Origin of the sequence: Kaistia geumhonensis (assembly GCF_030815145.1) — a bacterium.
Lineage (GTDB): Bacteria > Pseudomonadota > Alphaproteobacteria > Rhizobiales > Kaistiaceae > Kaistia > Kaistia geumhonensis.
The window spans coordinates 3,923,894-3,948,456 of record NZ_JAUSWJ010000001.1; the positions used below are offsets into that span (position 1 = coordinate 3,923,894).

A 24,563-nucleotide genomic window follows, 5' to 3' on the forward strand; every position below is an offset into this window, starting at 1 on the left:
TCCTATCCCCCCGAATCGTCGGCGCCGTCGCCGGCCCCATCCTCCCGATCCTCCGCGATGCGCTCCAGGCGGTCGAGCACGCCTTGCAGGATGAAGGCGGCCGCCATCTTGTCCACGAGCTCGCCCCGCTTGCGCCGGCTGGTGTCCGCCTCGAGCAGCGTGCGCGTGACGGCGACCGTCGAAAGGCGCTCGTCCCAGAAGACGACCGGCACGTCGATCAGCGGCAGCAGGTTGCGCACGAAGGAGCGCGTGGACTGCGCGCGCGGCCCCTCGCTGCCATCCATGTTGAGCGGCAGGCCGATCACGATCGCCGTTGCCTGATGGATCTCGGCCAGGCGCTTCAGCTCGGCGACGTCGAGCGAGAATTTCCGCCGGTTGATGAGCGCGAGCGGCGCTGCCATTCGCCGGCCGAGATCCGAGAGGGCGACCCCGATCGTCTTGGTGCCGAGATCGAGGCCGAACAGAACGCCCGGCCCCGTGAGCGCCGCGTCGAGCGCGGCGATGTCGATGATGCGTCCTGGCACTTGCCCTCGAAAAAGGCCGTTTGGCCTCAGATGTAGATGATGGCGACGAAGCCGAGGATCACGAGGATCGTGCCGCCGATCATCACCTTGTTGAAGTTGCGGTCGATCATCGCGCGCGCCTGCGGGCCGAAGCGGTAGAAGAGCCACGCGACGATGAAGAAGCGCAGGCCGCGCGTCAGCAGCGAAGCGACGATGAAGGTGACGAGGTTGAGATGAACCACGCCCGATGCGATCGTCACCAGCTTGAACGGGATCGGCGTCAACCCCTTGGCGACGATGATCCAGCCACCCCACTCCTCGAAACGCGTCTGGAAGTTATGGAAGGCTTCCTCGAGATGATAGAAGGCGATCACCGGCTGGCCGATGGCCTCGTATAGCCCCGCGCCGATGGCATAGCCCGCGAGACCGCCCAGCACGGAGGCGATGGTGCATACCGCGGCGGCGATCCAGACGCGGTCGCGACGCGCCAGCACGATGGCGGCGAGGACGGGGTCGGGCGGAATCGGGAAGAACGACGCCTCCGCGAAGGACACCGCGGCGAGCAGCCACAGCGCGTGCGGACCGGCGGAAAGCACCATGATGCGGTCGAAGATCCGCTTCATCAGACCGCGTCCTCCGCGATCAGCCGTCGTTTCCAGCTCCGTCACCTGGCCTCCTGCCGTTCATCGGCTCAGCGCCGCGGTCCGATTGCGGCTTCACTGTTCACCGGCCGCGCACTGGTCGCCGCCGGAACCGGACCCCATACTTCCGCCACCAACAATGATTGGGTGTCGATTTCATGAAACTGACCTGGCTCGGCCACGCCGCGTTCCGCATCGAGATCACCGACGCGGTCATTCTCATTGACCCGTTCTTCACCGGCAACCCCAAATTTGCGGGGGATGTCGCGTCTGCGGCCCGCGGTGTCACGCATATCGTCCTCACCCATGGTCACGGCGACCATGTCGGCGATACGGTCGCGATCGCGCGCGAGACCGGGGCCAAGGTGGTCGGCGATGCCGACCTCATCGGCTATCTCTCGCGGCAGGGCGTGGCCAACGGCGATCCGATGAATTCCGGCGGCACGGTCGACGAGGGCCCGTTCCGCGTCTCTCTCACCGTCGCCCATCATTCCTCGGGCTCGATCGACCAGAACGGCGTGGTCCACTCGCTCGGCAGCCCGCACGGTGTCGTCATCCGCGCTCCCGGCGAGCGGACGCTCTACCACGCCGGCGATACGGATATCTTCTCGGACATGGCGCTGATCGACGAGATCTACGCGCCGAAGATCGGCATCCTGCCGATCGGCGACCGCTTCACCATGGGCGGCAAGGTGGCGGCCATGGCGGCGCGCCGCTTCTTCCATTTCGAGACGGTCATTCCGGGCCACTACGCGACGTTCCCGCTCGTCGATGCCACGGCCGACGCCTTCGTCTCAGGCATGGAGGGGTCGGGTGTCGACGTCCTGGTTCCCGCCGTCGGCGAGGTGCTGACGCTCTGAGCCGGAGAATCCCCTCGCCGCAACGACAGAGGGCCGGCGCTGACGCCGGCCCTCGCATTTCCGGGGTGGGGAAACTATTGGCGATACTGCTGGATGCGGGTCGTCCGAAGGCCGGCGAGGCCGTGCTGGTCGATCGACTGCTGCCAGGAAATGAACTCCTCGACCGTCAGCGTATAGCGCTGGCAGGCTTCCTCGAGGCTGAGAAGTCCTCCACGAACGGCGGCGACCACCTCTGCCTTGCGGCGGATGACCCAACGCTTGGTGTCGCGCGGCGGGAGGTCCGCGATGGTCAGCGGACTACCATCGGGTCCGATGACATACTTCACGCGCGGACGCATCTGATCGGTCATTCTACACTCACACTCAACCTGACCTTGTCAGGAGCTGAGACTAGGCGGTCCCCCTTAAATTTTGGCTAAGCCGATCGGTGAAATTCGAAGCGATTTCCGTCGTTTCCGCCTCGCGAGGACTCGTTCTGCAATGCAAATTGCAACAAAACGCAATCGCGCCGCCCGGTAACCTCGGCCGGACCTGTCCGCCAACTGGCGCCTGCCCTCGTCATGAAGGTCCGCGCGCCATGACGACGCTTCTCCCTTGAAGAGCGGAGCGTCGCGGCTATATAGGGCTGATCCCGGTGGCGCGAGCCGCATCCGACATATCGCGCGCGCAGTCTTCGGCGGCGCGCCTTATCGACAGCGGTCATGCCGAACAGCCTCGATCTTCCCGGCCTTCCCAAGGATCAGCGTGTCGTGGTCGCCATGTCGGGCGGCGTCGATTCCTCGGTGGTCGCCGGTCTCCTGGCGCGCGAGGGTTACGACGTCGTCGGCATCACGCTGCAGCTCTACGACCACGGCGCCGCGACGCATCGGCGTGGCGCCTGCTGCGCCGGACAGGACATCCACGACGCGCGCCGCGTCGCCGACCAGCTCGGCATCCCGCATTATGTCCTCGATTACGAGTCTCGCTTCCGCGAGGCCGTGATCGACCGTTTCGCCGACAGCTACATCGCGGGCGAGACGCCGGTGCCGTGCATCGCCTGCAACCAGACCGTCAAGTTCGTCGACCTGCTCGCCACCGCACGCGGCCTCGGCGCGGCGGCGCTGGCGACCGGCCATTATGTCTCGACGAAGCCACTCGCCTCCGGCCATCGCGGCCTGTTCCGACCGGCCGATCTCGATCGCGACCAGAGCTATTTCCTGTTCGCGACCACCCAGGAGCAGCTCGATTTCGTGCGCTTTCCGCTCGGGGGGATGACCAAGCCCGAGACGCGCGCACTCGCCCGCGAGCTGGGCCTCGAAGTCGCAGACAAGCATGACAGCCAGGACATCTGCTTCGTCCCCGGCGGTCGCTATGCCGAGGTCATCGCGAAACTCCGGCCGCATGCCGCGGAGCCGGGCGAGGTGGTGCATATCGACGGCACGGTACTCGGCCGCCATGACGGCATCATCCACTATACCATCGGCCAGCGACGCGGCCTCGGCGTCGCGGCCGGCGAGCCGCTCTATGTCGTGGCGCTCGACGCCGCCCGTCGCCGCGTCGTCGTCGGGCCGCGTTCCGCGCTCGCCGTCCGCCGCCTCGTGCTCCGCGACGTCAACTGGCTCGGCGACCGGCCGCTCGCAAAACTCGATGAGAACGGCATCGAGCTGTTCGCGCGCGTCCGCTCCACCCGGGCGCCGCAGCCGGCCAGGCTCGTGATGGACGGCGACAAGGTCGAGGTCGAGCTTCTCGGCGAGGAGAGCGGCGTCGCCAGCGGCCAGGCCTGCGTGCTCTATGAGGGGGAGGGCGCCGGCGCGCGGGTGCTCGGCGGGGGATGGATCGCGACCAGCCGCCGCTCCGACGCCGCCGAGGCGGCGCTCGCCCGGCTCGCGGACGCACCGCAGCCCGCAGCTTAAGGAACGCCCATGCCGGATCTCTTCGAGGACGTCGCCCGCCGCTGGAAGGACCGTTCCGGCCGCCGCGCCGCCGGCAGGATCGACGACGGCGCCGTGCGCGCCGCCTATGCCCGCTGGGCGCCGGTCTACGACCGCGTCTTCGGCGCCGCGCTCGATGCCGGTCGCCGCGCGGCGGTCGCCACCATCAATGCGCTGCCGGCCGGCCGTGTGCTCGAATGCGGCGTCGGAACCGGCCTTTCGCTCGCCGCCTATCGTCGCGATCATCGCATCACCGGCATCGATCTCAGCCCCGACATGCTCGACGTCGCGCGGCGGCGGGTGAGCGAGGGCGCGCTCGATCACGTCGAGGCTCTGGAGGAGGCCGATGCCGGCGATCTCTCCTTCGAGACCGGACGCTTCGATGCCTCGGTCGCGATGTTCGTCATGACTGTCGTTCCCGATCCGAAGGCCGTGATGGCGGAGCTCGTCCGCGTCACGCGCCCGGGCGGCCGCGTCGTCATCGTCAGCCATTTCGCCGCCGACAGGGGCTGGCGGAAATGGATCGAGGATGCCGCCGCGCCCTTCGCGTCGGCGCTCGGCTGGCATTCCGATTTCCCGATTGCCCGCATCCTCGGCCGCGACGAGCTTCGCCTCGTCGAGCAGCGCCGCGTCGGGCCGATCGGCTTCTTCACGCTCATCGTGTTCGAGAGGCTCTGAGGGACGATGTCGCGCCCGATCTATGGCGATCCCGTGCATGACGGCGCCGCCGATCCGACCGTGATCCACCGCGCCGGCACCGACGAATGGTGGATGTTCTACACCAACCGCCGCGCCGATCTCGGTGGCGAGGGGTTCGGCTGGATCCACGGCAGCGCCATCGGCACCGCCGTCTCGCGCGACGGCGGCCTCACCTGGACCTATCGCGGCACGGTCGCAGGCCTCGACGCGCCCGAGCATCCCGGTCTCAACACCCATTGGGCCCCGGAAGTGATCCGCGCCAAGGGCGCCTATCACATGTTCCTCACCTATATGCCGGGCGCCTCCGACAGCGCGGCCGACGCGGACAGGCGCCTCGTGCACTTCACCAGTCCCGACCTCGAGACCTGGGCGCGGGTAGGCGAACTGCCGCGCACCTCGCGCAATGTCATCGACGCCGCCGTCGCCCGCTGTCCGGACGGCCTCTATCGCCTCTGGTACAAGGACGAGGGCAAGGGCTCGGCGACCTATGCGCTGACGAGCCCGGATCTTCGCGACTGGCGCCTCGAAGGCGAGGTCATTGCCGGCGCGCCCGACGCGCCGCCGCACGAGGGACCGAACGTCTTCTCCCTCGGCGGCTGGTGGTGGATGATCACCGACGAGTGGCGCGGCCTCGCCGTATACCGGTCCGACGACGCACGGGGCTGGGAGCGGCAGGGCCTCATCCTGGGCGAACCGGGCATCCATCCGGACGACCGCCGCTTCGCCCGCCATGCCGACGTGGTGCCGCAGGGCGATCACGCGGCGCTCTACTATTTCACCCACCCCGACTGGGCGGAGACGGAGACGCCCGTTCCGGTCGATTTCCGCGAGCGGCGCACGGTGATCCATCTCGCACGGATCGCGGTCGAGAACGGACGGCTGGTCGCGAGCCGCGATGTCGAGCCCTGGCCCCTCGATCCGGCGCTTGCCAATGGTGGGTGAACCCGTTCCGGGCGGCAATCGCGCTTGACAGCGCTTCGCCACGCTTCCTATAAGCGCCCCATCGATGATCATTCATCGCGTGTGGCGGGGTAGCTCAGCTGGTTAGAGCAGCGGAATCATAATCCGCGTGTCGGGGGTTCAAGTCCCTCTCCCGCTACCACCACTTCCCCCCTTTTTCTGATGATGGCTCTTCACAAGATTCGCCAACGTTCCGGCGATCGTGAGGTCAAGCTCCCCCCGTCCATTCGTCGCGGCCGACGCCGCGGCGGATGATCATGTTCGTTGGGGCATGCTTCGTCCTCGGTGAACGCCCTTCGATGGCTAGGTTCGCGCCGCGCTGGATCAGCCGCTTGATCACGGCAAGCGCGCTCTCAAGATCGGCCGGCGGCGGGTCTCGTCGATAGCGTTCGACCTCTATATATTCCCCAGTAGACATCTTGTCGTTGTAAAAAAACGAAGCAGAACCCACATAATAATTGAGTAGTGATCTCAAACATTCGCAAGCGCTAGCCGATCCATTTTTCGGGTCTCGCTCTTTGCATCTGCTCTGCCGACCGGCGCTGGGCGCTCGGCTCATCCGACACCCTCGTCGACAAGGCAGATTGGAGATAGTGAAATTGCTTGGCGTAATGCCTTCGCCGCTGCGGGCTCGGTAGCCGAGCGACCTTGGCGTAGCTCGTGGCAGCCGGGGAAGCGTCGATGATGGCCACGGCCAGTTCGACGCGGGACCGGGTTTCTCCGAGCGCTGACAGCCGCGTTCCGTCCGCCGACATCCTTCGCCGACCCGTCCAGGGGGAGCCATCAGACACCAGGAGCGACAGGTCATGACACTCGAGCATGCAGCCAGCGAGGCCGTTCGGAAGCCCTGGGGCAGCCATGATCTTCGTCCGTGGAGCCAGCTTCACGACAAGGACGGCCCGATCGGCGAGATATGGTTTCAGCGCGCCGATCGCCGATCGCCGGAGCCGGCGCTCCTCCTGAAGCTCCTGTTCACCACCGAGCGGCTGTCCATCCAGGTTCATCCGGGCGACGCGCAGGCACAGGCCAAGGGCCTTCCCAATGGCAAGACCGAAGCCTGGTACATTCTCGATGCACGCGCCGGGGGCGAGGTGGCGCTCGGGCTCAAGCGGCCGCTGACCACCGAGGCGCTGCGCGCCTCGATCGATGACGGGTCGATCGCCGACATCATCGCCTGGCGTCATGTCGAGCGCGGCGCCGCCGTTTCCGTTCCGGCGGGCACGATCCATGCGATCGGTGCCGGACTCGTGATCGCCGAAATCCAGCAACGAAGCGACGCGACCTACCGCATCTTCGACTATGGGCGGCGACGCCCCCTGCATGTCGAGGACGCTGTCGCGGCCGCGGATGCGAGGCCCTTTCCGCGTTCGGTAGGGCCCCGCGCGCTGACCGATGTGCGCAGCCTCCTCGTCGAGACCCCTTACTTCGTCTTCGAGCGGTTCGATCTGCCGCCGAAGTCCAAATGGCGGATCGAGACGGACCGCGAGACCTGGGTGCTCGTGCTGCGGGGCCGGGCGAAGATCGGACCTATGGCCGCCTCCGTGGGCGAAGCCTTCTTCCTCGACGACGACAATGTCGCGCTGGACGTCGGGCCGGAGAAGTTCACGGCGCTCGTCGCCTATGCCGGTTCGGAGATCCAGGCCGGCCTTCTCGTCGATCTCAGCCAGCGTGCCGGCCATCCGGCTGCCTCCGAGCCACGGCCCGTCGCCCCGCTCCCGTCATTCGCAAACGCGCCGTCCATCCCGAGCAAGGCTACATCGTGACCCAGATCAAGCGCCTGGCCTTCATCGGCAATTCGCTGCCGCGCCGCTGCGGCATCGCCACCTTCACGACGGACCTGCAGCAGGCCATCGCGCGATCCGCTCCCGATGTCGAGACCACGATCGTGGCGATGACCGATCATGGCCATTCCTATGATTACCCGTCCACCGTCGGCCTCGAAATCAACGACGGGATGCTGGACGAATATGAGCGCGCGGCCGGCTTTCTGAATGCGAAGCGCTTCGACGCCGTCTCGCTGCAACACGAATTCGGGATCTTCGGCGGACCGGGCGGCAGTCATATCCTCGCGCTGCTGTCGCGGCTGACCATGCCTGTCGTGACGACGCTTCACACCGTTCTCGAGCGACCGACCGCGGTCCAGCGCGAGGTGCTGATGCGCATCGTGGAGGCATCGGCGAAAGTCGTCGTCATGGCCGAGAAGGGGCGTGATCTGCTGCGCAGCGTCTATCGCGTGCCGGCCGGCAAGATCGAAGTCATTCCGCATGGCATTCCGGACTTCGCCTTCGTCGAGCCCGATCGCGCCAAGGCCGAGTTCGGCTTCAGCGGGCGCTCGGTGATCCTCACCTTCGGGCTCCTGTCGCCCAACAAGGGGATCGAAGTCATGATCGACGCCATGCCGGCGATCATCGCGAAGCGGCCGGACGCGGTCTATGTCGTTCTTGGCGCGACACATCCCAATCTCGTCAGGGATCATGGCGAGGCCTATCGGGAAAGCCTCGTGCGGCGCGTCGGCCAACTCGGCATCGAGGACCATGTCGTCTTCCTCGACCAGTTCGTGGACCAGCCGACCCTGCTCGGCTTCATCTCGATGTGCGACGTCTATGCGACGCCCTATCTGAATGAATCACAGATGACCTCGGGGACCCTGGCCTACAGCTTCGGCCTCGGGCGAGCGGTGGTTTCCACGCCATACTGGCACGCGCGTGAGCTGCTCGCCGATGGACGAGGCCTGCTGGTGCCTTTCGGGGATGCCGCCGCAATCGGCGCCGCGATCACCGACCTGCTGACGAACGACGAAAAGCGGCAGGCGATGCGAGCGCGCGCCTATGCGGTCAGCCGCTCGATGACATGGGAGCGAACGGCCGAGCGCTATCTGGCGGTTCTGGAAAGCGCGCGCCACGGACAGAAGCTGAGGATGCTGCCGCGTGCCGATCCGGATCGCATGCCGAGCGACCAATCCATTCTGCCTGACATGCAGATCGGACACTTCCTCTCCATGTGCGACGATACCGGGCTTTTGCAGCATGCCGTCCATTCCGTTCCGGACCGGCTGCATGGCTACTGCGTGGACGACAATGCGCGTGCGCTCCTCGTCGCCTGCGCCCTGAACGCGCCGGGCGAGCAACGGCTCTCGGAGGTGCTGACCTCGCGCTTCGCCGCCTTCGTGCAGCATGCCTGGAACCCCGACAGCGGCCGGTTTCGCAATTTCATGAGCTTCGACAGGCGCTGGCTGGAAGATCGGGGCTCGGAGGACAGTCATGGCCGAACGCTCTGGGCGCTCGGCGAGGTTGCGCGCAGCGACGCGACCTCTGCGCGCCGGCAGTGGGCAGCCGCGCTTTTCGCTGTGGCGCTGCCCGTGGTGGAGCGCTTCAGGTCACCCCGCGCCTTCGCCTTCACGCTGCTGGGGCTCGACGCCTACATGGCCTCCGGAGTCGATGATCCCGAGGCCGAGCGCCTGCGCTCGGTCCTCGCCGAACGGCTTGCGGCCTCGCTCTCGGCTGCCGAGACCGACGACTGGACCTGGTTCGAGGAGGGCCTCGCCTATGACAATGCCCGCCTCTCCCAGGCCCTGATCCAGACCGGACTTGCGACACGCACGCTGTCGCATGTCGAGGCGGGCCTGCGCTCGCTGCGCTGGCTCATGGCGCAGCAGACCGCGCCGACGGGGCATTTCAGGCCTGTCGGCTCGGAGAGCTTCGGCGACGGCGGCCGCAAACGACCGCGTCCTTTCGACCAGCAGCCGCTGGAGGCCACTGCCTCGATTTCCGCCTGCCTCGCCGCCTGGCGGGCCGACGGCAACGCGGCGTGGCGCACGAGCGCCCTCAAGGCGTTCAGCTGGTTCTTCGGCGCCAATGATCTCGGAGAGTCCCTGGTCGATCCCGAAACCGGCAGCTGTCGCGACGGCCTTCACGCCGACCGGCCCAACGAGAACCGCGGCGGCGAATCCGTCGTCTCCTATCTCCTCAGTCTTGCAGAAATCAGACAGCTGCGCCGCGTGAGTGGCGAGCGCATGAAACTGGCTTTGCCGCGCGCCCTGCGCGCCTGAGCTTCGGCACGTCCCCTCCAGCGAGAGCGCGAGTCCCACCTTGCCACAATCCGCATTCCTGACCCGCCAGGCGCCCCTTCTGCGTCCGGACCCGGGCAGGGTCATCGTCCGTTCGTTCCGCCTCACGGCCGAGCCGCTCGCTCTGAAGCCGGGGGAGAAGACACGCGCCAACCACATTGTCGACCGCGTCATGGCGCTCGATCCTGAAGCGGCGGCCGCGCAGCTCGCCGAAGTGCTCGAGAATTTCGACGGGCGGCACCGCAACCTGCTCGCGCGTTTCGAAGCACGCGCCGACGAGATGGAGCCGGCCTTCGCCGCGCATCCCAGCTTCACGTTGCTGCAACGCCGGCTGGTCGGCGCCTATTTCATGCATGAATATTCGTTCGAGGCCGCAGCGCTCTTCAACCCGAGCATTGTTCCCCATCCCGATCAAAGCGGCGTCGCCGCCGGTTCCTGCCGGTTCATCGTCAGTCTCCGCGCCGTCGGTGAAGGTCATGTATCGTCGCTGACATTCCGCTCCGGCATCGTCTCCGCCGACGGCACGATCACCGTCGATCGGACGGAACGGCTTGCGACGCTTCCCCGCCTCGTGCGCCTCGTCGGAGGCATGGATGGCGACGAGGTGGAAATCGCGTTCTCGGGCGACGAGGACCTCAGCGAGCGGGTGATCTTCCCGGTGACGCCGGCTCAGGCCAACGGCATCGAGGATGCGCGCTTCGTGGCCTTCGACGAAGGTGGCGGCAGCACGATCTACTACGCGACCTACACGGCCTATAGCGGCAGCACGATCCGGTCCGAACTGATCGAGACGCGCGACTTCCGGGTGTTCAATCTCTCGCCGCTCGCCGGTACCGCGGCGCGCAACAAGGGCATGGGCCTCTTCCCGCGCAAGATCGACGGCCGCTACGCGATGATCGCCCGACAGGACAACGAGAACCTCTATCTCATCTATTCGGACGACCTGCGCATCTGGAACGGAGGCGAGGCGATCCTGAGGCCGGTCTTTCCGTGGGAGTTCGTGCAGATCGGCAACTGCGGCGCGCCAATCGAGCTCGACGAAGGCTGGCTGCTGCTGATGCACGGCGTCGGACCGGTCCGTCGCTATTCGATCGGCGCCGCGCTGCTCGACAAGAACGATCCGTCGAAGGTCCTCGGGCGGTCGCATCGACCTCTGCTCCGACCCGAGCCGGCCGAGCGGGAGGGCTATGTGCCGAACGTCGTCTACACCTGCGGCGCCATGCGCCACGGCGATCAGATCATTCTCCCCTACGCCGTTTCCGACACCTTCACGAACTTCGCGACCATCCGCATCGATGACTTGCTGAAGAGCCTGGACTGAGTAACTGCCTCCGTGCCAGCAGCAGGGGTCAACGGTCCTCCTTGGGCCCCCGCGCCACGATCGTGAGCGCTCCATCGGGCAGCGGCTTCTGCAGCGCGATCGCGTCGGCGGCGGTCGGCGCGGTCAGCCAGGCGTCGACCTCCTCGGGCGTGCGCAGGATGACCGGCATCGCCTTGGGGTGAACGGCGCCGACCTCGGCATTGGGCTCGGTGGTGAGGAAGCCGTAGAGGTCGATCGTCTCCGGGCCGGTCCTCACCTTGCGCACGCCGGTCCATTGCGGAACCCAGATTCCGGCGAAGAAGGCGAGGGGGCGGCTGTCGCAGAGCGCGAACCAGATGTCGCCGCCGGCCTCCTTGTTGAACTCGCTGAACGAGGTGAAGGGCACGACGCAGCGGTTGGGGATGTCCAGCCAGCGCGTCCAGTGCCTGCTCGCCGTGTTGCGGATATTGGTCGTGCCGCTGTCGGGTTCGGCCTTCAGAAGTGCCTGGAAGTCGACCTCCTTGCCCTTGGCGCGCAACTTGTCGGCGCGCTTGCTCGTCGCCGCGAACAGCGCCTGCGACGACGAGGGCATGCCCCAGCGGGCCATGGCGAGTTCGCGGCCCTCCGGCGCGTTGCGCACGATCGGCGCCGCATAGTCCGGGAAGATGCCCGGCATCGGCGCCAGATTGCCGGTCAGGTCGGCATAGAACCGGGCGAAGGCGCGGATCGCCTCCTGGTTCGAGGTCATGGAGTAGAGATTGCACATGGCCCCGAGCATGCCATGACGCGCGGGGGCCATCCACAGCCGCCCGGCGGTTGATTGACTCTGCCTCAAACGAGAACATTATAAGAACAAAATGAGGCAGCGGAGGCGGCGATGGCCGAGCCGGACGACGAGGGCCAGGGGCTCGACGACTTCACCGAGCAGGAGAAAGCGCTGCTGCGCCGCGTCGACGAGCTGATCGCGGTGCATGGCGGCGATCTTCGCGCCGTCATCGAAACGCTGCTGATGGCCTATGACGACCGGGTCGAGCAGGTCTCCTTCGGCTTCGTGCGCGGGCGAGGCCGTGGCGGATGACGAGGGCTCTCGCCGGCGCCTGACTCCCTGGGGGATCATCCAGCGGCTGGAGAGGCTCGTCGAACGGCAGAAGGGCGCGCGACTGACCTGGGAGACCAGCGTCGTCGTGCTGGAGTCGCTCCGCGCCTATGTCGCCAATCCGAAGCGCGACGCGCTGGCACGGATCATCTGCATGCGCTGGCATGCCCGGCCGGAGCCCTGCGATCCGCTCTGCCGACGCTGCCTCGATCTCGGCCACGAGCTCAAATGCATGATGCGCGGCGAGCCCGACCATTTCGGTGACCGCGGCTGGTATGACGGCGGGCACCGCAAGCACCAGAAGCGCTAGCCGCAGCCGAGTCGCGAATCCTCTGGATCGATTTTTTGCGATGGAAGGGACAGCGACTGGCCCATCCGGTCCGGCGTCGTGATTGTCACATCCCGAGATCGTCGCGGGGCCGGGCACGGTCCGACTGCTCCCGGACCAGCCGGCGCGCCTTTCGTGCCCGATAGAAGAAGCCGACACAGGTCGCGACAATGGCGGAGATCAGCATGTGGGCGGTTCCCCCGAACGGCCAGCTCGAAGATCAGGCCCGTTTCATAGCACGTCGATGACCCGGAGAGGAGCGACCCGGGATCGACCAAAGGGAGGAGGTGCAGAAGGGGGTTGCGTTCGGACGGCTGCCGTCCTACAAGCCGCTTCCCAATTGGCGCGGGGTGGAGCAGCCCGGTAGCTCGTCAGGCTCATAACCTGAAGGCCGCAGGTTCAAATCCTGCCCCCGCAACCAATTCGCCGTCTCGACGGCTTCTCCCGCATACTCATCGATCCTTCGGCAGCGTCACTTCGGCGCGAAAGCCGTCGTCTCGTCCCGGAACCGGCGAGAGCAGATCGAGCGTCCCGCCGGCGCTTTCCACCAGTTCTGCGACGATGGCGAGGCCGAGCCCCGATCCCGGCGCGGCAGTGTTTCCGCGGGCGAAGCGCCGGGCGAGACTTGCGAGAAGATCCGGAGCGACCGCGGGACCCTCGCTGGTGACGGCGACGACGCCATTCGAGGGGACGGTGACTGCGATCAGTCCCCCGGCCGGTCCGTGTCTCAGCGCATTCTCGATCAGGTTGCGGATCGCGATGCCAAAGGCGTCGACGTCGAACGGCGCGACCAGAGAGGCGCCCGCGGCGACCGTCAGCGATAGCCGTTCGGGCCGCACCATCGACCGCCGCGTATCTTCGACCACCAGGCGGAGCGCGGGCATCAGGTCGGCAGAACGCTCCGTCAGCGCGATGCCGGCATCGGCGCGGGCGAGCTGAAGCAGCTTCTCCGAGAGGTGACGCAGCCGGCTGAGGCTCTCTTCCACCTGTCGGGCGCGGGCCTCGGCCGGATGTCCCCTGAGCTCGGCGATGAGGCGCTGCGTCTGGGCGAGGCTCCCGGCAATCGGTGTCCTCAGTTCATGGGCGCTGTTCGCGGCGAGGGCCCGCTCCGCGGCAATCGCCGCGCCGAGCCGGGCGATCAGCGACTGCACCGCCTCGGCGGTCGGGACCAGTTCCTTCGGCAGCGGACCTATGTCGATCGGGTCGAGATGGCGTGCATCGCGCCGCGCGATCTCGGCGCTGAACCCGGTGAGCGGCCTGAGGCCCGTCCGGACGACGACGAAGATGCCGATCGCCGAGAGCGGAATCAGGAGAACGATCGGCAGCAGCAGCGAGAGCAGAGTCTCGTGCAGGGCACCCGCGCGGCGGCTGCGCGATTCCGCCACCTGGATGAAGAGCCGGCCGGAGCGATTGCCGATGGTGAAGATGCGCCAGTCGTCCTCCACCGCGAAGCCTTCCGCGAGCGGCGCCGCGAACGGCTTCGCGGGAGCGTCGAAGGAGCGGAGCAGCACCGTGCCGTCTCCGCGACGCACCTGGTAGACGATGTACTCGCCATCGTCGGCATCGAGAATCGGGACCTCGTGGGCATAGTCCTCGCCCTCGGCCTCCCCGCCCTCCGCTAGGCCTTCGGCCGCCAGCGCCAGCAGCCGCTCGGCCGTTTCGCGCAATCCCCCGTCGAACGCCTCCTCGAGTTGGTGGCGAAGGATGACGAAGCCGATCGCGGCCCCGAACAGCCACAGCAGCACGGCGCCGAGGCTGAGCCACAGGATGAGGCGGCCTGTCAGGCTGGCGGGCCGCCTCATTCGGCGGACAGCCGGTAGCCGAGGCCGCGCACCGTCCGGATGAGATCGACGCCAAGCTTCTTGCGCAGGCGGCTGACATAGACCTCGACGGCGTTCGACTCGATTTCGGCGCCGAAGGCGTAGAGCGCCTCCTCCAGCTGCTGCCGCGAGACGAGAACGCCCGGATGCTGGCAGAGCCGCTCCAGGACCGCCCATTCGCGCGCCGTGAGCTCGAGCAGGCGTCCTTCGACGGTCGCGGTGCGATGCGCCTGGTCGACCTCGAGCGGTCCGAGGACGAGGAGCGGGTTGGGGTTCCCCGCATAGCGCCGCGCGACCGCGCCGAGCCGCGCCGTCAGCTCCGAAAGATCGAAGGGTTTCACGAGATAGTCGTCGGCGCCGGCATTCAAGCCCTCGATGCGGGTGGAGAGCTGGTCCATGGCGGTGAGGATGATCACCGGAGTCACGTCGCCGCGCCGGCGCAACTGCTTGAGAAAATCGAGGCCGCGTCCGTCCGGGAGGCCGAGATCGAGCAGGATGAGATCATAGGAAACGGTCTGCCGGGCGGCGAGCGCATCGTCGAGCCGGCGCACCCAGTCGACGGCATGGCCGTCGGCATCGAGATGATCGCCGAGCGCGCCGCCCAGCATCGGGTCGTCTTCGATCAGGAGGATGCGCATCGCTTTCTCGTGCCCCGGTCGCAGTGAAGCCGCCGAAGCTGACGGGGAGCTTACGGCCCGCGGGCGCTTCCGTCAGCCTCGCGTCAGCGGGGCGGGCCAAAAGGGCGCCGTCGACACGATCGACAGGCAACAGATGAGGCTTCCCGATGAAGTTCGTCCTTTCCGCCGTCGCGCTGGCCGCGACGCTCGCCTCCACCGCCCCGGCCTTCGCCGCCGATGTCTGCAACGTCCCGACCGACAAGGCGCAGTCGGTGGATGCGCTGAAGGCGCAGCTGGAGAAGGAAGGCTGGAGCGTCCGCAAGATCAAGCATCAGAAGGGCTGCTACGAGGCCTATGCCGTCAAGGGCAAGGAGCGCATGGAGAAGCTCTTCGACCCCGAAACGCTGAAGATGCTGGATGTCGAGGCCGATTGAGGCCGCGGCGATGACCGGCCGCGTCAGGGTCTGGGATCCGGTGGTGCGCGCCTTCCACTGGGGGCTCGTCGTCGCGATCGCGACGGCGTGGCTCTCGGCCGGAGAATGGCAGGCGGTGCACGAGGTCGCCGGCTATTGCGCCGCGGCGCTCATCGCGATCCGCCTCGTCTGGGGCGTGATCGGTCCGCGCGAGGCGCGCTTCTCCGCCTTCGTCCGCCGCCCCTCCGTCGTGTTCGGCTACCTGAAGGACATCGCCGCCGGCCGCGAGCGGCGCTTTCTCGGCCATAACCCTGCCGGCGGCGCGATGATCGTGGCGCTGATCCTCGCGATCATCGCGCAGGCCTCGATGGGCTACCTGCTGACGACCGACGCCTTCTTCGGCGTCGACTGGCTGGAGGAGCTTCACGAGGCGCTCGCCTACGGGATCCTCGGCCTGATCGGACTGCATCTCGCCGGCGTCCTTCTCGCCAGCATCCGCCATCGCGAGAATCTCCCGCTCGCCATGGTCACGGGCCGCAAGCGTCCACTCCTCGCGGACGAGGCGCACTGAGCTCGCTATTCCGCGGTGCCACGGCCGGCGCGCCCTGCGCGCGCCGCCTCCGTGCCGCGGACGCGGCCGGACGGGACCCACACCGTCCGGCCGCCCTCCCGGTCCGCGCCCGTGGGCGCGCGCCGCCTGGATCCTTTCACCGACAACCGCATGCCTCGATCCGTCAGCGCTGGACCTCGACGAGGAAGGGCACGCGGCGGTCGGCGGGGAGGGGGCCGAGCTGCCTGAGCCGCGCGACGTTCGGTGCCAGAGAGCGACGGAGATGCGCATCGAGCGCCTGCATGGCCCCCGTCGCGTCGCCCGCGATCAGGCGGTCATAGACGGCGAGATGCTCGCCGAGCATGGTTTCGATCTCGGCATCGTCCAGGAAGAGCCGGAACGTGTCGTGGATCGCGATCAGCGGCAGCTGGCTGCGATGAATGGCGTCGCGGAGCTGGCCATTGGGGCAGCGCAGCACGGTATCGACATGGAGGTCGTGTTCGAGACGTTCCATGCGGGCCGGCGTGCGACGGCCAGCCTGGGTCGACGCGACGCGATCGCGCTTGGCCACCAGGTCGCGCCGGTCGAGCGCGGGCATCGCCTGCGCCAGCGCCAGCGGCTCCATCAGCCAGCGGATCTCGAAATGCTCACCCATCAGCTCCGGCGTGAGCGGGCCGGCGTACCAGCGCTGGTTTCGGTCCTGCATGATCAGCCCGGCGCGATCGAGCCGCGCGATGATCTCGTGCGCGACCGTGCGGCTGACGCCGTAGTGCTCGGCCAGCATGCTCTCGTTGAGGAGGAAGCGGCCATGCGCCATGCTCGCAGCGACGATGTGCTCGACCTCGGGATAGATGCGGGCGCGGCGGCTGCGCGGCGCGCCGGACTGGCCCATCTCCTCCGGCAGCACCAGGCCCGCCTCGACGAGATCCAGCCGCATCGGCGCGGCGCCGCCGGCGATGACCAGTCCGCGGCCGTCGAAGGGCTCGAGCAGCCCCTCGGCCTGCAGGCGGCGCAGGGCCGCGGCGGCGGGGACGCGGCTCGAGCCGAAGGCGCGGGCGACCGCCGCCTCGCCGACCACGAGCCCCGGCGGGAGCTGCCCGCCGGCGACATGCTGGCGCAGCACGCGATAGATGACCTCGTAAAGCGGCAACTCGCCGTCGGCGCGTTCGGCCGTCTCGGCTGCCGTCGTCGTCACGGCTCAGTCTCCACCGCCGCGCTCAGCCATGGCCGGCCTCGCGAGGCGCGGCCTCGCCCTCTGCGTCATGGATATGGGCCATGATCGCCTGGCTCATCGCCTCGTAGCGGCGCGTGTTCTCGATCTCGCCGCGGATCGCGAAATCCTTCATCACGAGGATGCGGTCGGCGAGCGTGATCATCTCCGGCATGTCGCTCGAAATGAGCAGTACCGAGACGCCCGAGCGTGTGATCTCGCCTATGAGTTCGTGGATCGCCGTCTTTGTCTTGATGTCGATGCCGACGGTGGGTTCGTCGATGATGAGGATGTCGACGCCGGCTGCGAGCCATTTCGCGATCGACACCTTCTGCTGATTGCCGCCGGACAGCTTGCCGACGGCCTGCTCGATCGACGGCGCCTTGACCTCGAGCCGCTGCGCCAGCGGGACGGCGACCCGGCGCTCGCCGGCCCGGCTGATGAGGCCGAGGCGGCCGGCGATCCGCCGCCAGATCGGAATGACGATGTTGGAGCGGATCGGATGGGCGAGGATCAGGCCCTCGGCCTTGCGATCCTCCGAGATATAGCCGAGGCGGTGGCGGCGGATCGCCTCCGGCACGCTGCCGATCGAGACCTTCTCGCCGCGCAGGACGACCCCGCCGGACAGGATGCGGGCGTCGCCGATCAGCGCCCGGGCGAGTTCGGTTCTGCCGGCGCCGACGAGACCGTAGAGGCCGAGGATCTCGCCCTTGCGCAGGGTGAAGCTGACATCGCGGTGGCCGAGGCTGGTGGCGATGGCGCGCGCCTCCAGCACAGGCTTCGCCCCCTCCAGCCGCCGTTCGCCGATCTCGGCCACGCGTTCCTCGCGGCCGATCATGGCCGAGACGATGCGGCCGCGGCCCATGGTGGCGATCGGCTCGCCCGCGGCCGCGACGCGGCCGTCTCGCAGCACCGTCACGCGGTCGCAGATCGACACGACCTCTTCCAGCTTGTGGCTGACGAAGACGATCGCCTTGCCCTCGTCGCGCAGGCGCCGCAGCACGGCGAACAGCGCTTCGGTCTCGTGGCCGGTGATCGAGGCGGTCGGCTCGTCGAGCAGCAGCACGCCCGTTTCCAGCGACAGCGCCTTGGCGATCTCGACGATCTGCATCTGCGCGACCGAGAGGCGGCGCACCTCGGTATGGGTGTCGATCGAGGGATCGATCATGTCGAGGAAGCGGCGCGCCTCGCGGTGCACGGCGCCGTAGTCGATGAGGCCGCCCTTGGTCGGAAGCCGCTCGATGACGATGTTCTCGCCCACGGTGAAGCGCGGGATGAGGTTGCGCTCCTGGTGCACGGCGCTGATGCCGGCGGCGATCGCGTCGCGCGGCGAGGAGAAGGCGACCTCCTTGCCGTCGACGAGCAGGCGGCCGCGATCGGGCTTGTAGAGGCCGGTGATGATCTTGATGAGCGTCGACTTGCCGGCGCCGTTCTCGCCCATCAGCGCATGGATCTCGCCGGGGCGGATGGTGAACGAGACGCCGTCCAGCGCCGTGACGCCGGGGAAGCTCTTGCCGATATCCTCGATGGAAAGCTGCATCAGCTGCGCTCCGCCCTGAGCGCGCGCGCCCGGTTGAGCCCGACGGCGGCGAGGATCAGTGCGCCCAGCATGAACTGCACCCAGTAGGGGTCGACCTTCGCCAGCACCATGCCGTTCTGGATGAGGACGATCAGGACCACCGCGAGCGCGGTGGACGCGACGGAAATGTGGCCACCGGTGAGCGCCGCGCCGCCGATGATCGGCGCCGCGAAGGACATCAGCAGCCAGTCGGCGCCGATGGTCGGCTGTGCGGATCCGAGCTGCGCGACGGCGAGGATGGCGCCGACCGCGGAGAGGAGGCCCGACAGCGTATGCGCCAGCACCACGATCCGGTCCTTCGGGATGCCCGAGAGTTCCGCCGCATGCGGATTGCCGCCGACCGCCAGCAACTGCCGGCCCGGAATGGTGCGGGCGAGGAAGAGGCCGAGCGCAAGCGCGACGATGACCGGCGGGATGAGCAGATAGGGGAACGCGGAGAAGCGTGCCGATCCGAACGCCACGAAGGCGGCGGGCATGTCGTAGAAGGGCACCGATTCCGTGATGCCGAGATTGATGCCGGTGAAGGCCGAGGCGGTGGCGAGCGTGATGATGAAGCCGTTGATGCCGGTCCGGACCGTCAGCAGGCCGTTGGCGAGCCCGCCCGCCGCGCCGACGAGGAGGCCCGCGAGAATGGCGACGGGGATCGGCAGGCCGAGCTTCTCCATCATGCCCCCGACGAGCACGGCGACCAGCCCGCCCAGCGCGCCGATCGAGAGATTGAGCTGCCCCACGGCCAGCGTCAGCATCTGCGCGAAGGCAACGACGAGGACCACGCAGAACGAGCGCAGCATCACATAGACGTTGAACTCGGTCAGGAAGGCGGGCGAGGTCAGCGCGAGGCCGATGGTTCCGGCGATGATCGCCGCGGCGAGCGCCGACCACTCCTTGGCGAGAATGCGGTCGAAGAGAGATATCATGCGCGACGTCCGAGGCTGCGCCGCTCGGCATGGACGCTGCGATAGCGATCGAGCATCACGGCGAGGAGCAGGATGAGGCCGAGGAAGAGCTGCAGCCAGAAATTGCCGATCTGCATCACGAGAAGGCCGCTGCGGATGGTGGTGACGAGCAGCGCGCCGAGAATGGTTCCGATGACGGAGACATAGCCGCCGGAGAGCAGCGTTCCGCCCAGCACCGGCGCGAGGAAGGAGGGAAGCAGCCAGTCCTGGCCGATCGAGGGCATCGCGGCGCCGAGGCGGAAGAGCAGCATCAGGCCGGCGGCTGCGGCCAGCAGGCCGGAGAGCATATGCGCGACGATGATCGCCCGGCCGACCGGAACGCCGGAAAGCTCGGCCGCGCGCGCATTGGCTCCGGCGGCGAGGATCTCTCGGCCGAGCGCCGTGAAGCGGAAGAGCACGACCAGCGCGGCGCCTATGGCCAGCGCGATCACCATCAGCGGCGAGACGAAACCCCATTTCATGCGGCCGAAGGCGGCGACCTCGGGTGGCAGCGTGTTGAAGGTCACGGCCTTGGAGAGAATCAGCATGGCGCCGAGGAAGAGGCTGGCGCTCGCCAGCGTGATGATGAAGGCGTTGACGCCGGAGCGCACGATGGCGAAGCCGTTGAGGAAGCCGAGCAGCGCACCGAGGCCGAGGCCGGCGGCGAGCGCGATGGGCAGCGGAAAGCCCAGCTCCTGCATCAGCCAGCCGGCGAGCATCACCGAGCAGACGCCGATCGAGCCGATAGCGAGATTCATGCCGCCGGTCGCCAGGACGACCATGGTCGAGAAGCCGACCACGATGTCGATGGCCAGCGATCGCGACAGCGCGAACAGGTTGAACGACGAGACGAAGCCCGGCGCGTAGCTCGTGAAACCGATCCAGAACAGGACGATGATCGCGGCGAGCCCGATCAGGTTGGAGTTCTCGGCCAGCAGGCCCGCGAGGGGATTGCGGCGATCCTCCGATGTGGCGGAAAGGGTCATGGCTGCACCGTTGTGGCTGGCATCGCAGGTCGGCGTCACCACTCCTCAAGGGAGAAGTGTTGACGCGGAGCCGGCGGGAGAGGGTTCAGGGAACGATCCGGAGAGGCCTCAAGCCCTCATCCGAACCTTTGATCCGGCCTCTCCCTCTGGGAGATGCCGAAGACAGACCCTCCGCCGCTCGTGGACAGTGTCGGGTGTCGGGCCGCCGCGGACAGTCGTCCGCGGCCGCCAGTCGCCTTACTTGCAGGCGAGGTACTTGTCCTTGAACGTCGACTGGATCTCGCCGGTCAGCTTCTTCAGGTCGGCGCCGTAGCTTTCGAGGTTGGAGGCGCTGATGAGGAGCGTGCCGGAGTCGATGAAATGCGCGGTCTGGGGCGTCTTGATCCAGGGCGCATCGTCCTTCACCGTGCAGGTGCCGCTCGCCAGAAGGTCGAGCACATAGGCGCCGACATAGCCCTGGCCATAGGGGTTCTGGGCCATGGTGCCGGCGACGAAGCCGTCCTTGATGCCGTCGAGCACGATCTTATCGTCATCGATGCCGACGAGCTTGATGCGCTTGTCGCCGAGATTGCGCAGCGACTTCGCCGCCACGACGGACGGGATGTAGGCCGTCGCGATCAGGCCGTCGATCTGGTCCTTCTGCGCGCCGAGCAGGGCGTTGATCTTCTGGTCTGCCGCTTCCTGCGCGTCTGTGTCGGTGATGTGCTGGACGAGCGAAACGGCGCCATTCGTCTCGCCGACCGCCTTCTCGACGGCTTCCATGCGCAGCTTGGTGTTCGGATCGACCAGGAGACCGGCGAGATGCACGATCTTGCCCTTGCCACCCATCGACTCGATCAGCGCCTTGGTGCCGAGATAGGCCGAATTATAGACGTCGGTGCCGAGGCAGAAGGCGACCTTGGTCGGGTCCTGGCTGCAGCCGGCGAGCGCGGCCGACGGGATGTTGTTCGAGGCGAGTTCCTCGACGGTCGTGTTGATGCCGACCGCGTCGCCCGGGAAGATGCCGAAGGCGTTGTAACCCTGGCTGACGAGGCTCTCGATCAGCTCGGTCTGCAGGTTCAGCTTCCACTCGGCCGGAACCTTGAAGTCGACCGCGGCGATGCCGAAGTCCTTCTTGGCGTCGGCGGCTGCCTGCTCCCAGGGTGCGAAATAGGGATGCGGACCGCCGGGGATGAGGGCGATCTTGTTGTCGGATGCATGCGCCGCGGCAAGTCCCAGCAGGGTTGCGGCGATCATCGGCAGGGCGCGCGCAGCGACGCCCGTGAAGCGCTTCGTCATTGATTTCCTCCCTCGTGCGGAGCGGCTCTCCTCAGCCGTTTTCCGCATCGCTGAAGGCGTAACACGAACGGATATCGCGTGCAATGTGCGTTTTCGAGCGGAACGGTCTCCGCGCAACGGAAAAGGGGCGGCCGAAGCCGCCCCCTTCAGAATGCGTCGCGAAGCGATCCGTCAGGTCGTGGACGGGACGTCCTCGTCGCGCAATTTGCCGGCGAGGGCGGCAGCGACCGCGCTGATGAAGGCGCCGATCACGAGAGCGAGAAAGCCGAGCAGCATCGTCGTCGAAGCGGCCTTGCGAGCGGCGTCGGCAGCTTCCTTGGCCTGCGTCTTGGCAGTCTCGACGGCGGCGAGCATGTCGTTGACGCGCTTCTCGGCGTCAGCGACCGGGATACCGGTACGGCTGGCGACGAGCTGCGCCAGATAGGTCTTGTCGGCATCGGGCATTTCGCCGCTGGCGATGCCGGATGCCACGATCCGGAGCGCCTCGCCACGAGCGTCGGCCGCGCCGGCCGGAGCAGGCTGGGCAGGCGGCAGCTGGTCGGCGATCGGGCGGAACAGCGTGTCGACCAGATAGCCGGCGGGATCGGCACCATTGGCCGAGGCAGCGCCGACGCCGGCGCTCGCCGTCTGGGCGGCACCCGAGATGATCGAACCCGCGGCCTTCACGCCGGTCGAGACGGTGCCGACGGCGACCGACGACAGGAACAGGGCTGCGATGATCGTCGCGACGCACCAGGCGAGGAAGCCGTGCGCGGTATCGCGGAAGAACACCTCGTCGGTATGGACGCCGACCCAGCGCGTGCGCAGCCGGCCGGTGATGTAGCCTCCGAGCGCCGAGGCGACCCACTGGACGATCACGAGCCAGATGGCAGCGGAGATCGCGAAGGTGCCTGCGGCGACCCCGGCATTCGCCCAGGGCGACACCGCGGCGAAGCCGAGGCCGGAGCCGAGCACGAACATTGCCAGGGAAACCGCCGCCGCTACGGCCGCGCCCGCGAAGACGGCGCCCCACGAAATGGCAGACTGCGAAGATTCAGGCGCGGCGACGGGGACGGGAGAAGCGATGACGGTCATGTCTTCTCCCTTCAATGCCAGAAGATCGCGAGCAGGATGATGATCGGGATCGGAACGCCGAGCAGCCAGAGGAGAATTGAACGGCCCATTTTACTTTGCCTCCGCAGCATGGGTTGAACTGCGCACACAACTTCGCCGGAGCCGCCTTGGTTCCGAGGGCACCAAAGCGAAGGGGCGCCGAAGCGCCCCTTGCCGATATCTCGAACACGCCCGCGCGGCTCACTCTGCCGCGACGAGGACGCCCTCCGGCTCCTCCTCGAGATCCGCCGTCGCCTCGCCGTTCAGCGCTGCCGCGAGGCGCGTGGTATCCAGTTCGCCCTCCCAGCGGGCCACGACCAGCGTCGCCACCGCATTGCCGATGAAGTTGGTGAGCGCGCGGCATTCCGACATGAAGCGGTCGACGCCGAGGATGAGCGCCATGCCGGCGACCGGCACGCTCGGCACGACGGACAGCGTCGCGGCCAGCGTGATGAAGCCGGCGCCGGTGATGCCCGCCGCGCCCTTGGACGAGAGCATGGCGACGAGCAGCAGCAACACCTGCTGCTCCAGCGACAGATGCGTGTTGGTCGCCTGCGCGATGAACAGCGCCGCCAGTGTCATGTAGATGTTGGTGCCGTCGAGATTGAAGGAATAGCCGGTCGGGACGACGAGGCCGACGACCGAGCGCTTCGCGCCGGCCTTCTCCATCTTGTCCATAAGCGAGGGCAGGGCCGCCTCCGACGAGGACGTGCCGAGCACCAGCAGCAGTTCCTCCTTGAGGTAGCGGATGAGCTTCAGGATCGAGAAGCCGTTGTAGCGGGCGACGGCGCCAAGCACGACCAGCACGAAGAGGAGCGCCGTGACGTAGAAGGTGCCGACGAGGAAGGCGAGGTTCACGACCGAGCCGATGCCGTATTTGCCGATCGTGAAGGCCATGGCGCCGAACGCGCCGATCGGGGCCGCCTTCATCAGGATCGCGACGAGGCGGAAGATCGGAACCGTCACCGCGGTCAGGAAGCGCGTCACCGGCTCGCCGGCCTCGCCGACCATGGCGAGGGCGATGCCGAACAGGACCGCGATGAACAGCACCTGCAGGATGTCGCCCGAGGCGAGCGCATCGATCATCGTCACCGGGATGATGTTCATCAGGAAGCCGACGATCGTCTGGTCGTGCGCCTTCTCGGCGAAGGTCTGCACGGCGGCCGGGTCGAGGCTGGCCGGATCGACATTGAAGCCGGCGCCCGGCTGGACGACATTCGCCACGACGAGGCCGATCGCCAGCGCCAGGGTCGAGAAGGTGATGAAATACGCCATCGCCTTGCCGACGACGCGGCCGACCTTCCTGAGATCGTGCATCGAGGCGATGCCGGTCGTCACCGTGAGGAAGATGACCGGAGCGATGATCATTTTGACGAGCTTGATGAAGGCGTCGCCGAGCGGCTTCAGCGCCGTCCCGAGCTCGGGATAGAAATGCCCGAGCGCGATGCCGAGGGCGATCGCGGTGAGGACCTGGACATAGAGCTGGGCGTAGAGCGGTTTGCGCTGCGTCTCGTGGGCGCCCGGCGCGGTGATGACGGCCATTGAGGTTCTCCCCTCCTCGAAACCCGGGCGAGACGCGTGATCCGGGCCTATCCTCCACCGGCGCTCCGGCACGATTTCCGCACGGGCGCCGCGTCTCGGGGAAAGGAGGCGCAACCGCCGTGCCAAGAGGGAAAATCGGCAGTTTTACGCCATTTCTCCGTCCCTGGCCGCTCGAATG

The 24,563-nt window shown here is 67.5% G+C and carries 24 protein-coding genes and 2 tRNA genes; 13 read left to right on the forward strand and 13 right to left on the reverse strand.

Annotated elements, in window-relative coordinates; translation table 11 throughout:
- Positions 1-2: 2 nt before the first annotated feature.
- On the reverse strand, positions 3-524 hold the full coding sequence (gene ruvX, locus QO015_RS18595) for a Holliday junction resolvase RuvX (RefSeq protein ID WP_266283493.1): 522 nt from the start codon (positions 522-524) through the stop codon (positions 3-5).
- Positions 525-550: 26 nt separating this feature from the next.
- Complete coding sequence (locus tag QO015_RS18600; protein WP_266283494.1) at positions 551-1,126, reverse strand: YqaA family protein; 576 nt, start codon at positions 1,124-1,126, stop codon at positions 551-553.
- A 176-nt stretch (positions 1,127-1,302) separates the two neighbouring features.
- Between QO015_RS18600 and QO015_RS18605 the strand changes: the two genes are divergently transcribed.
- Positions 1,303-2,004, forward strand: a complete 702-nt coding sequence (locus tag QO015_RS18605; RefSeq protein ID WP_266283495.1) for a metal-dependent hydrolase — start codon at positions 1,303-1,305, stop codon at positions 2,002-2,004.
- A gap of 74 nt (positions 2,005-2,078) precedes the next feature.
- On the opposite strand, the gene sciP is transcribed toward QO015_RS18605, so the two are convergent.
- Positions 2,079-2,354 carry a CtrA inhibitor SciP gene (gene sciP / locus QO015_RS18610; RefSeq protein ID WP_026303994.1) on the reverse strand — a complete coding sequence of 92 codons (276 nt, stop codon included), beginning with the start codon at positions 2,352-2,354 and terminating at the stop codon, positions 2,079-2,081.
- Between the two features lie 351 nt (positions 2,355-2,705).
- Here sciP and mnmA point away from each other — a divergent pair, with 351 nt between their 5' ends.
- The 7 genes from mnmA (at position 2,706) to QO015_RS18645 (ending at position 10,960) form a co-directional block, all read left to right on the forward strand.
- Entirely contained in the window at positions 2,706-3,896 is a 1,191-nt protein-coding gene (gene mnmA, locus QO015_RS18615; RefSeq protein ID WP_266283496.1) for a tRNA 2-thiouridine(34) synthase MnmA, read from the forward strand.
- A gap of 9 nt (positions 3,897-3,905) precedes the next feature.
- Positions 3,906-4,592, forward strand: coding sequence for a class I SAM-dependent methyltransferase (locus QO015_RS18620; protein ID WP_266283497.1), 687 nt, complete (start codon positions 3,906-3,908; stop codon positions 4,590-4,592).
- A 6-nt stretch (positions 4,593-4,598) separates the two neighbouring features.
- Complete coding sequence (locus QO015_RS18625) at positions 4,599-5,555, forward strand: glycoside hydrolase family protein (protein ID WP_266283498.1); 957 nt, start codon at positions 4,599-4,601, stop codon at positions 5,553-5,555.
- Positions 5,556-5,638: 83 nt separating this feature from the next.
- Positions 5,639-5,715, forward strand: a tRNA-Met gene (locus QO015_RS18630).
- A gap of 664 nt (positions 5,716-6,379) precedes the next feature.
- The gene (locus QO015_RS18635; protein WP_266283499.1) at positions 6,380-7,336 is read left to right on the forward strand and encodes a class I mannose-6-phosphate isomerase; all 957 of its coding nucleotides are present in this window, start codon (positions 6,380-6,382) and stop codon (positions 7,334-7,336) included.
- The gene (locus QO015_RS18640) at positions 7,333-9,621 is read left to right on the forward strand and encodes a glycosyltransferase family 4 protein (RefSeq protein ID WP_266283500.1); all 2,289 of its coding nucleotides are present in this window, start codon (positions 7,333-7,335) and stop codon (positions 9,619-9,621) included. The genes QO015_RS18635 and QO015_RS18640 overlap by 4 nt, the downstream gene beginning before the upstream one ends.
- A gap of 40 nt (positions 9,622-9,661) precedes the next feature.
- Complete coding sequence (locus tag QO015_RS18645; protein WP_266283501.1) at positions 9,662-10,960, forward strand: glycoside hydrolase family 130 protein; 1,299 nt, start codon at positions 9,662-9,664, stop codon at positions 10,958-10,960.
- A gap of 28 nt (positions 10,961-10,988) precedes the next feature.
- On the opposite strand, the gene QO015_RS18650 is transcribed toward QO015_RS18645, so the two are convergent.
- Positions 10,989-11,705, reverse strand: a complete 717-nt coding sequence (locus tag QO015_RS18650) for an SOS response-associated peptidase (protein ID WP_266283867.1) — start codon at positions 11,703-11,705, stop codon at positions 10,989-10,991.
- 111 nt (positions 11,706-11,816) lie between these two features.
- Between QO015_RS18650 and QO015_RS18655 the strand changes: the two genes are divergently transcribed.
- From QO015_RS18655 to QO015_RS18665, 3 genes are all read left to right on the forward strand, one after another.
- Positions 11,817-12,017 (forward strand): hypothetical protein, encoded by a 201-nt coding sequence (locus tag QO015_RS18655; protein WP_266283502.1) that lies wholly within the window; start codon positions 11,817-11,819, stop codon positions 12,015-12,017.
- Entirely contained in the window at positions 12,007-12,345 is a 339-nt protein-coding gene (locus QO015_RS18660) for a hypothetical protein (protein ID WP_266283503.1), read from the forward strand. Before QO015_RS18655 ends, QO015_RS18660 begins: the two co-directional genes overlap by 11 nt.
- Before the next feature lie 362 nt (positions 12,346-12,707).
- Positions 12,708-12,784 (forward strand) — tRNA-Met (locus QO015_RS18665).
- A gap of 31 nt (positions 12,785-12,815) precedes the next feature.
- Here QO015_RS18665 and QO015_RS18670 read toward each other — a convergent pair.
- Both QO015_RS18670 and QO015_RS18675 read right to left on the reverse strand, forming a co-directional pair.
- On the reverse strand, positions 12,816-14,165 hold the full coding sequence (locus QO015_RS18670) for a sensor histidine kinase (RefSeq protein ID WP_266283504.1): 1,350 nt from the start codon (positions 14,163-14,165) through the stop codon (positions 12,816-12,818).
- Positions 14,162-14,821: a response regulator transcription factor gene (locus QO015_RS18675; protein WP_266283505.1), complete on the reverse strand. Its 660-nt coding sequence runs from the start codon at positions 14,819-14,821 to the stop codon at positions 14,162-14,164. The genes QO015_RS18670 and QO015_RS18675 overlap by 4 nt, the downstream gene beginning before the upstream one ends.
- 146 nt (positions 14,822-14,967) lie before the next feature.
- Here QO015_RS18675 and QO015_RS18680 point away from each other — a divergent pair, with 146 nt between their 5' ends.
- Positions 14,968-15,234: a PepSY domain-containing protein gene (locus QO015_RS18680; protein ID WP_266283506.1), complete on the forward strand. Its 267-nt coding sequence runs from the start codon at positions 14,968-14,970 to the stop codon at positions 15,232-15,234.
- A complete protein-coding gene (locus QO015_RS18685; RefSeq protein ID WP_266283507.1) occupies positions 15,218-15,784 on the forward strand; it encodes a cytochrome b/b6 domain-containing protein in 567 nt (188 codons plus the stop codon). Before QO015_RS18680 ends, QO015_RS18685 begins: the two co-directional genes overlap by 17 nt.
- A 163-nt stretch (positions 15,785-15,947) precedes the next feature.
- Here the strand turns inward: QO015_RS18685 and QO015_RS18690 are convergent, their stop codons facing one another.
- From QO015_RS18690 to QO015_RS18720, 7 genes are all read right to left on the reverse strand, one after another.
- Positions 15,948-16,958, reverse strand: coding sequence for a GntR family transcriptional regulator (locus QO015_RS18690; RefSeq protein ID WP_266283508.1), 1,011 nt, complete (start codon positions 16,956-16,958; stop codon positions 15,948-15,950).
- Between the two features lie 22 nt (positions 16,959-16,980).
- The gene (locus tag QO015_RS18695) at positions 16,981-18,513 is read right to left on the reverse strand and encodes a sugar ABC transporter ATP-binding protein (RefSeq protein WP_266283509.1); all 1,533 of its coding nucleotides are present in this window, start codon (positions 18,511-18,513) and stop codon (positions 16,981-16,983) included.
- Positions 18,513-19,469, reverse strand: coding sequence for an ABC transporter permease (locus tag QO015_RS18700; RefSeq protein WP_266283510.1), 957 nt, complete (start codon positions 19,467-19,469; stop codon positions 18,513-18,515). The genes QO015_RS18695 and QO015_RS18700 overlap by 1 nt, the downstream gene beginning before the upstream one ends.
- Entirely contained in the window at positions 19,466-20,473 is a 1,008-nt protein-coding gene (locus QO015_RS18705) for an ABC transporter permease (protein ID WP_266283511.1), read from the reverse strand. Before QO015_RS18705 ends, QO015_RS18700 begins: the two co-directional genes overlap by 4 nt.
- Before the next feature lie 237 nt (positions 20,474-20,710).
- Positions 20,711-21,751, reverse strand: coding sequence for a substrate-binding domain-containing protein (locus QO015_RS18710; protein ID WP_266283512.1), 1,041 nt, complete (start codon positions 21,749-21,751; stop codon positions 20,711-20,713).
- 171 nt (positions 21,752-21,922) lie between these two features.
- A complete protein-coding gene (locus tag QO015_RS18715; protein ID WP_266283513.1) occupies positions 21,923-22,825 on the reverse strand; it encodes a hypothetical protein in 903 nt (300 codons plus the stop codon).
- Positions 22,826-23,044: 219 nt separating this feature from the next.
- The gene (locus QO015_RS18720) at positions 23,045-24,385 is read right to left on the reverse strand and encodes a dicarboxylate/amino acid:cation symporter (RefSeq protein ID WP_266283514.1); all 1,341 of its coding nucleotides are present in this window, start codon (positions 24,383-24,385) and stop codon (positions 23,045-23,047) included.
- Between the last annotated feature and the right edge of the window lie 178 nt (positions 24,386-24,563).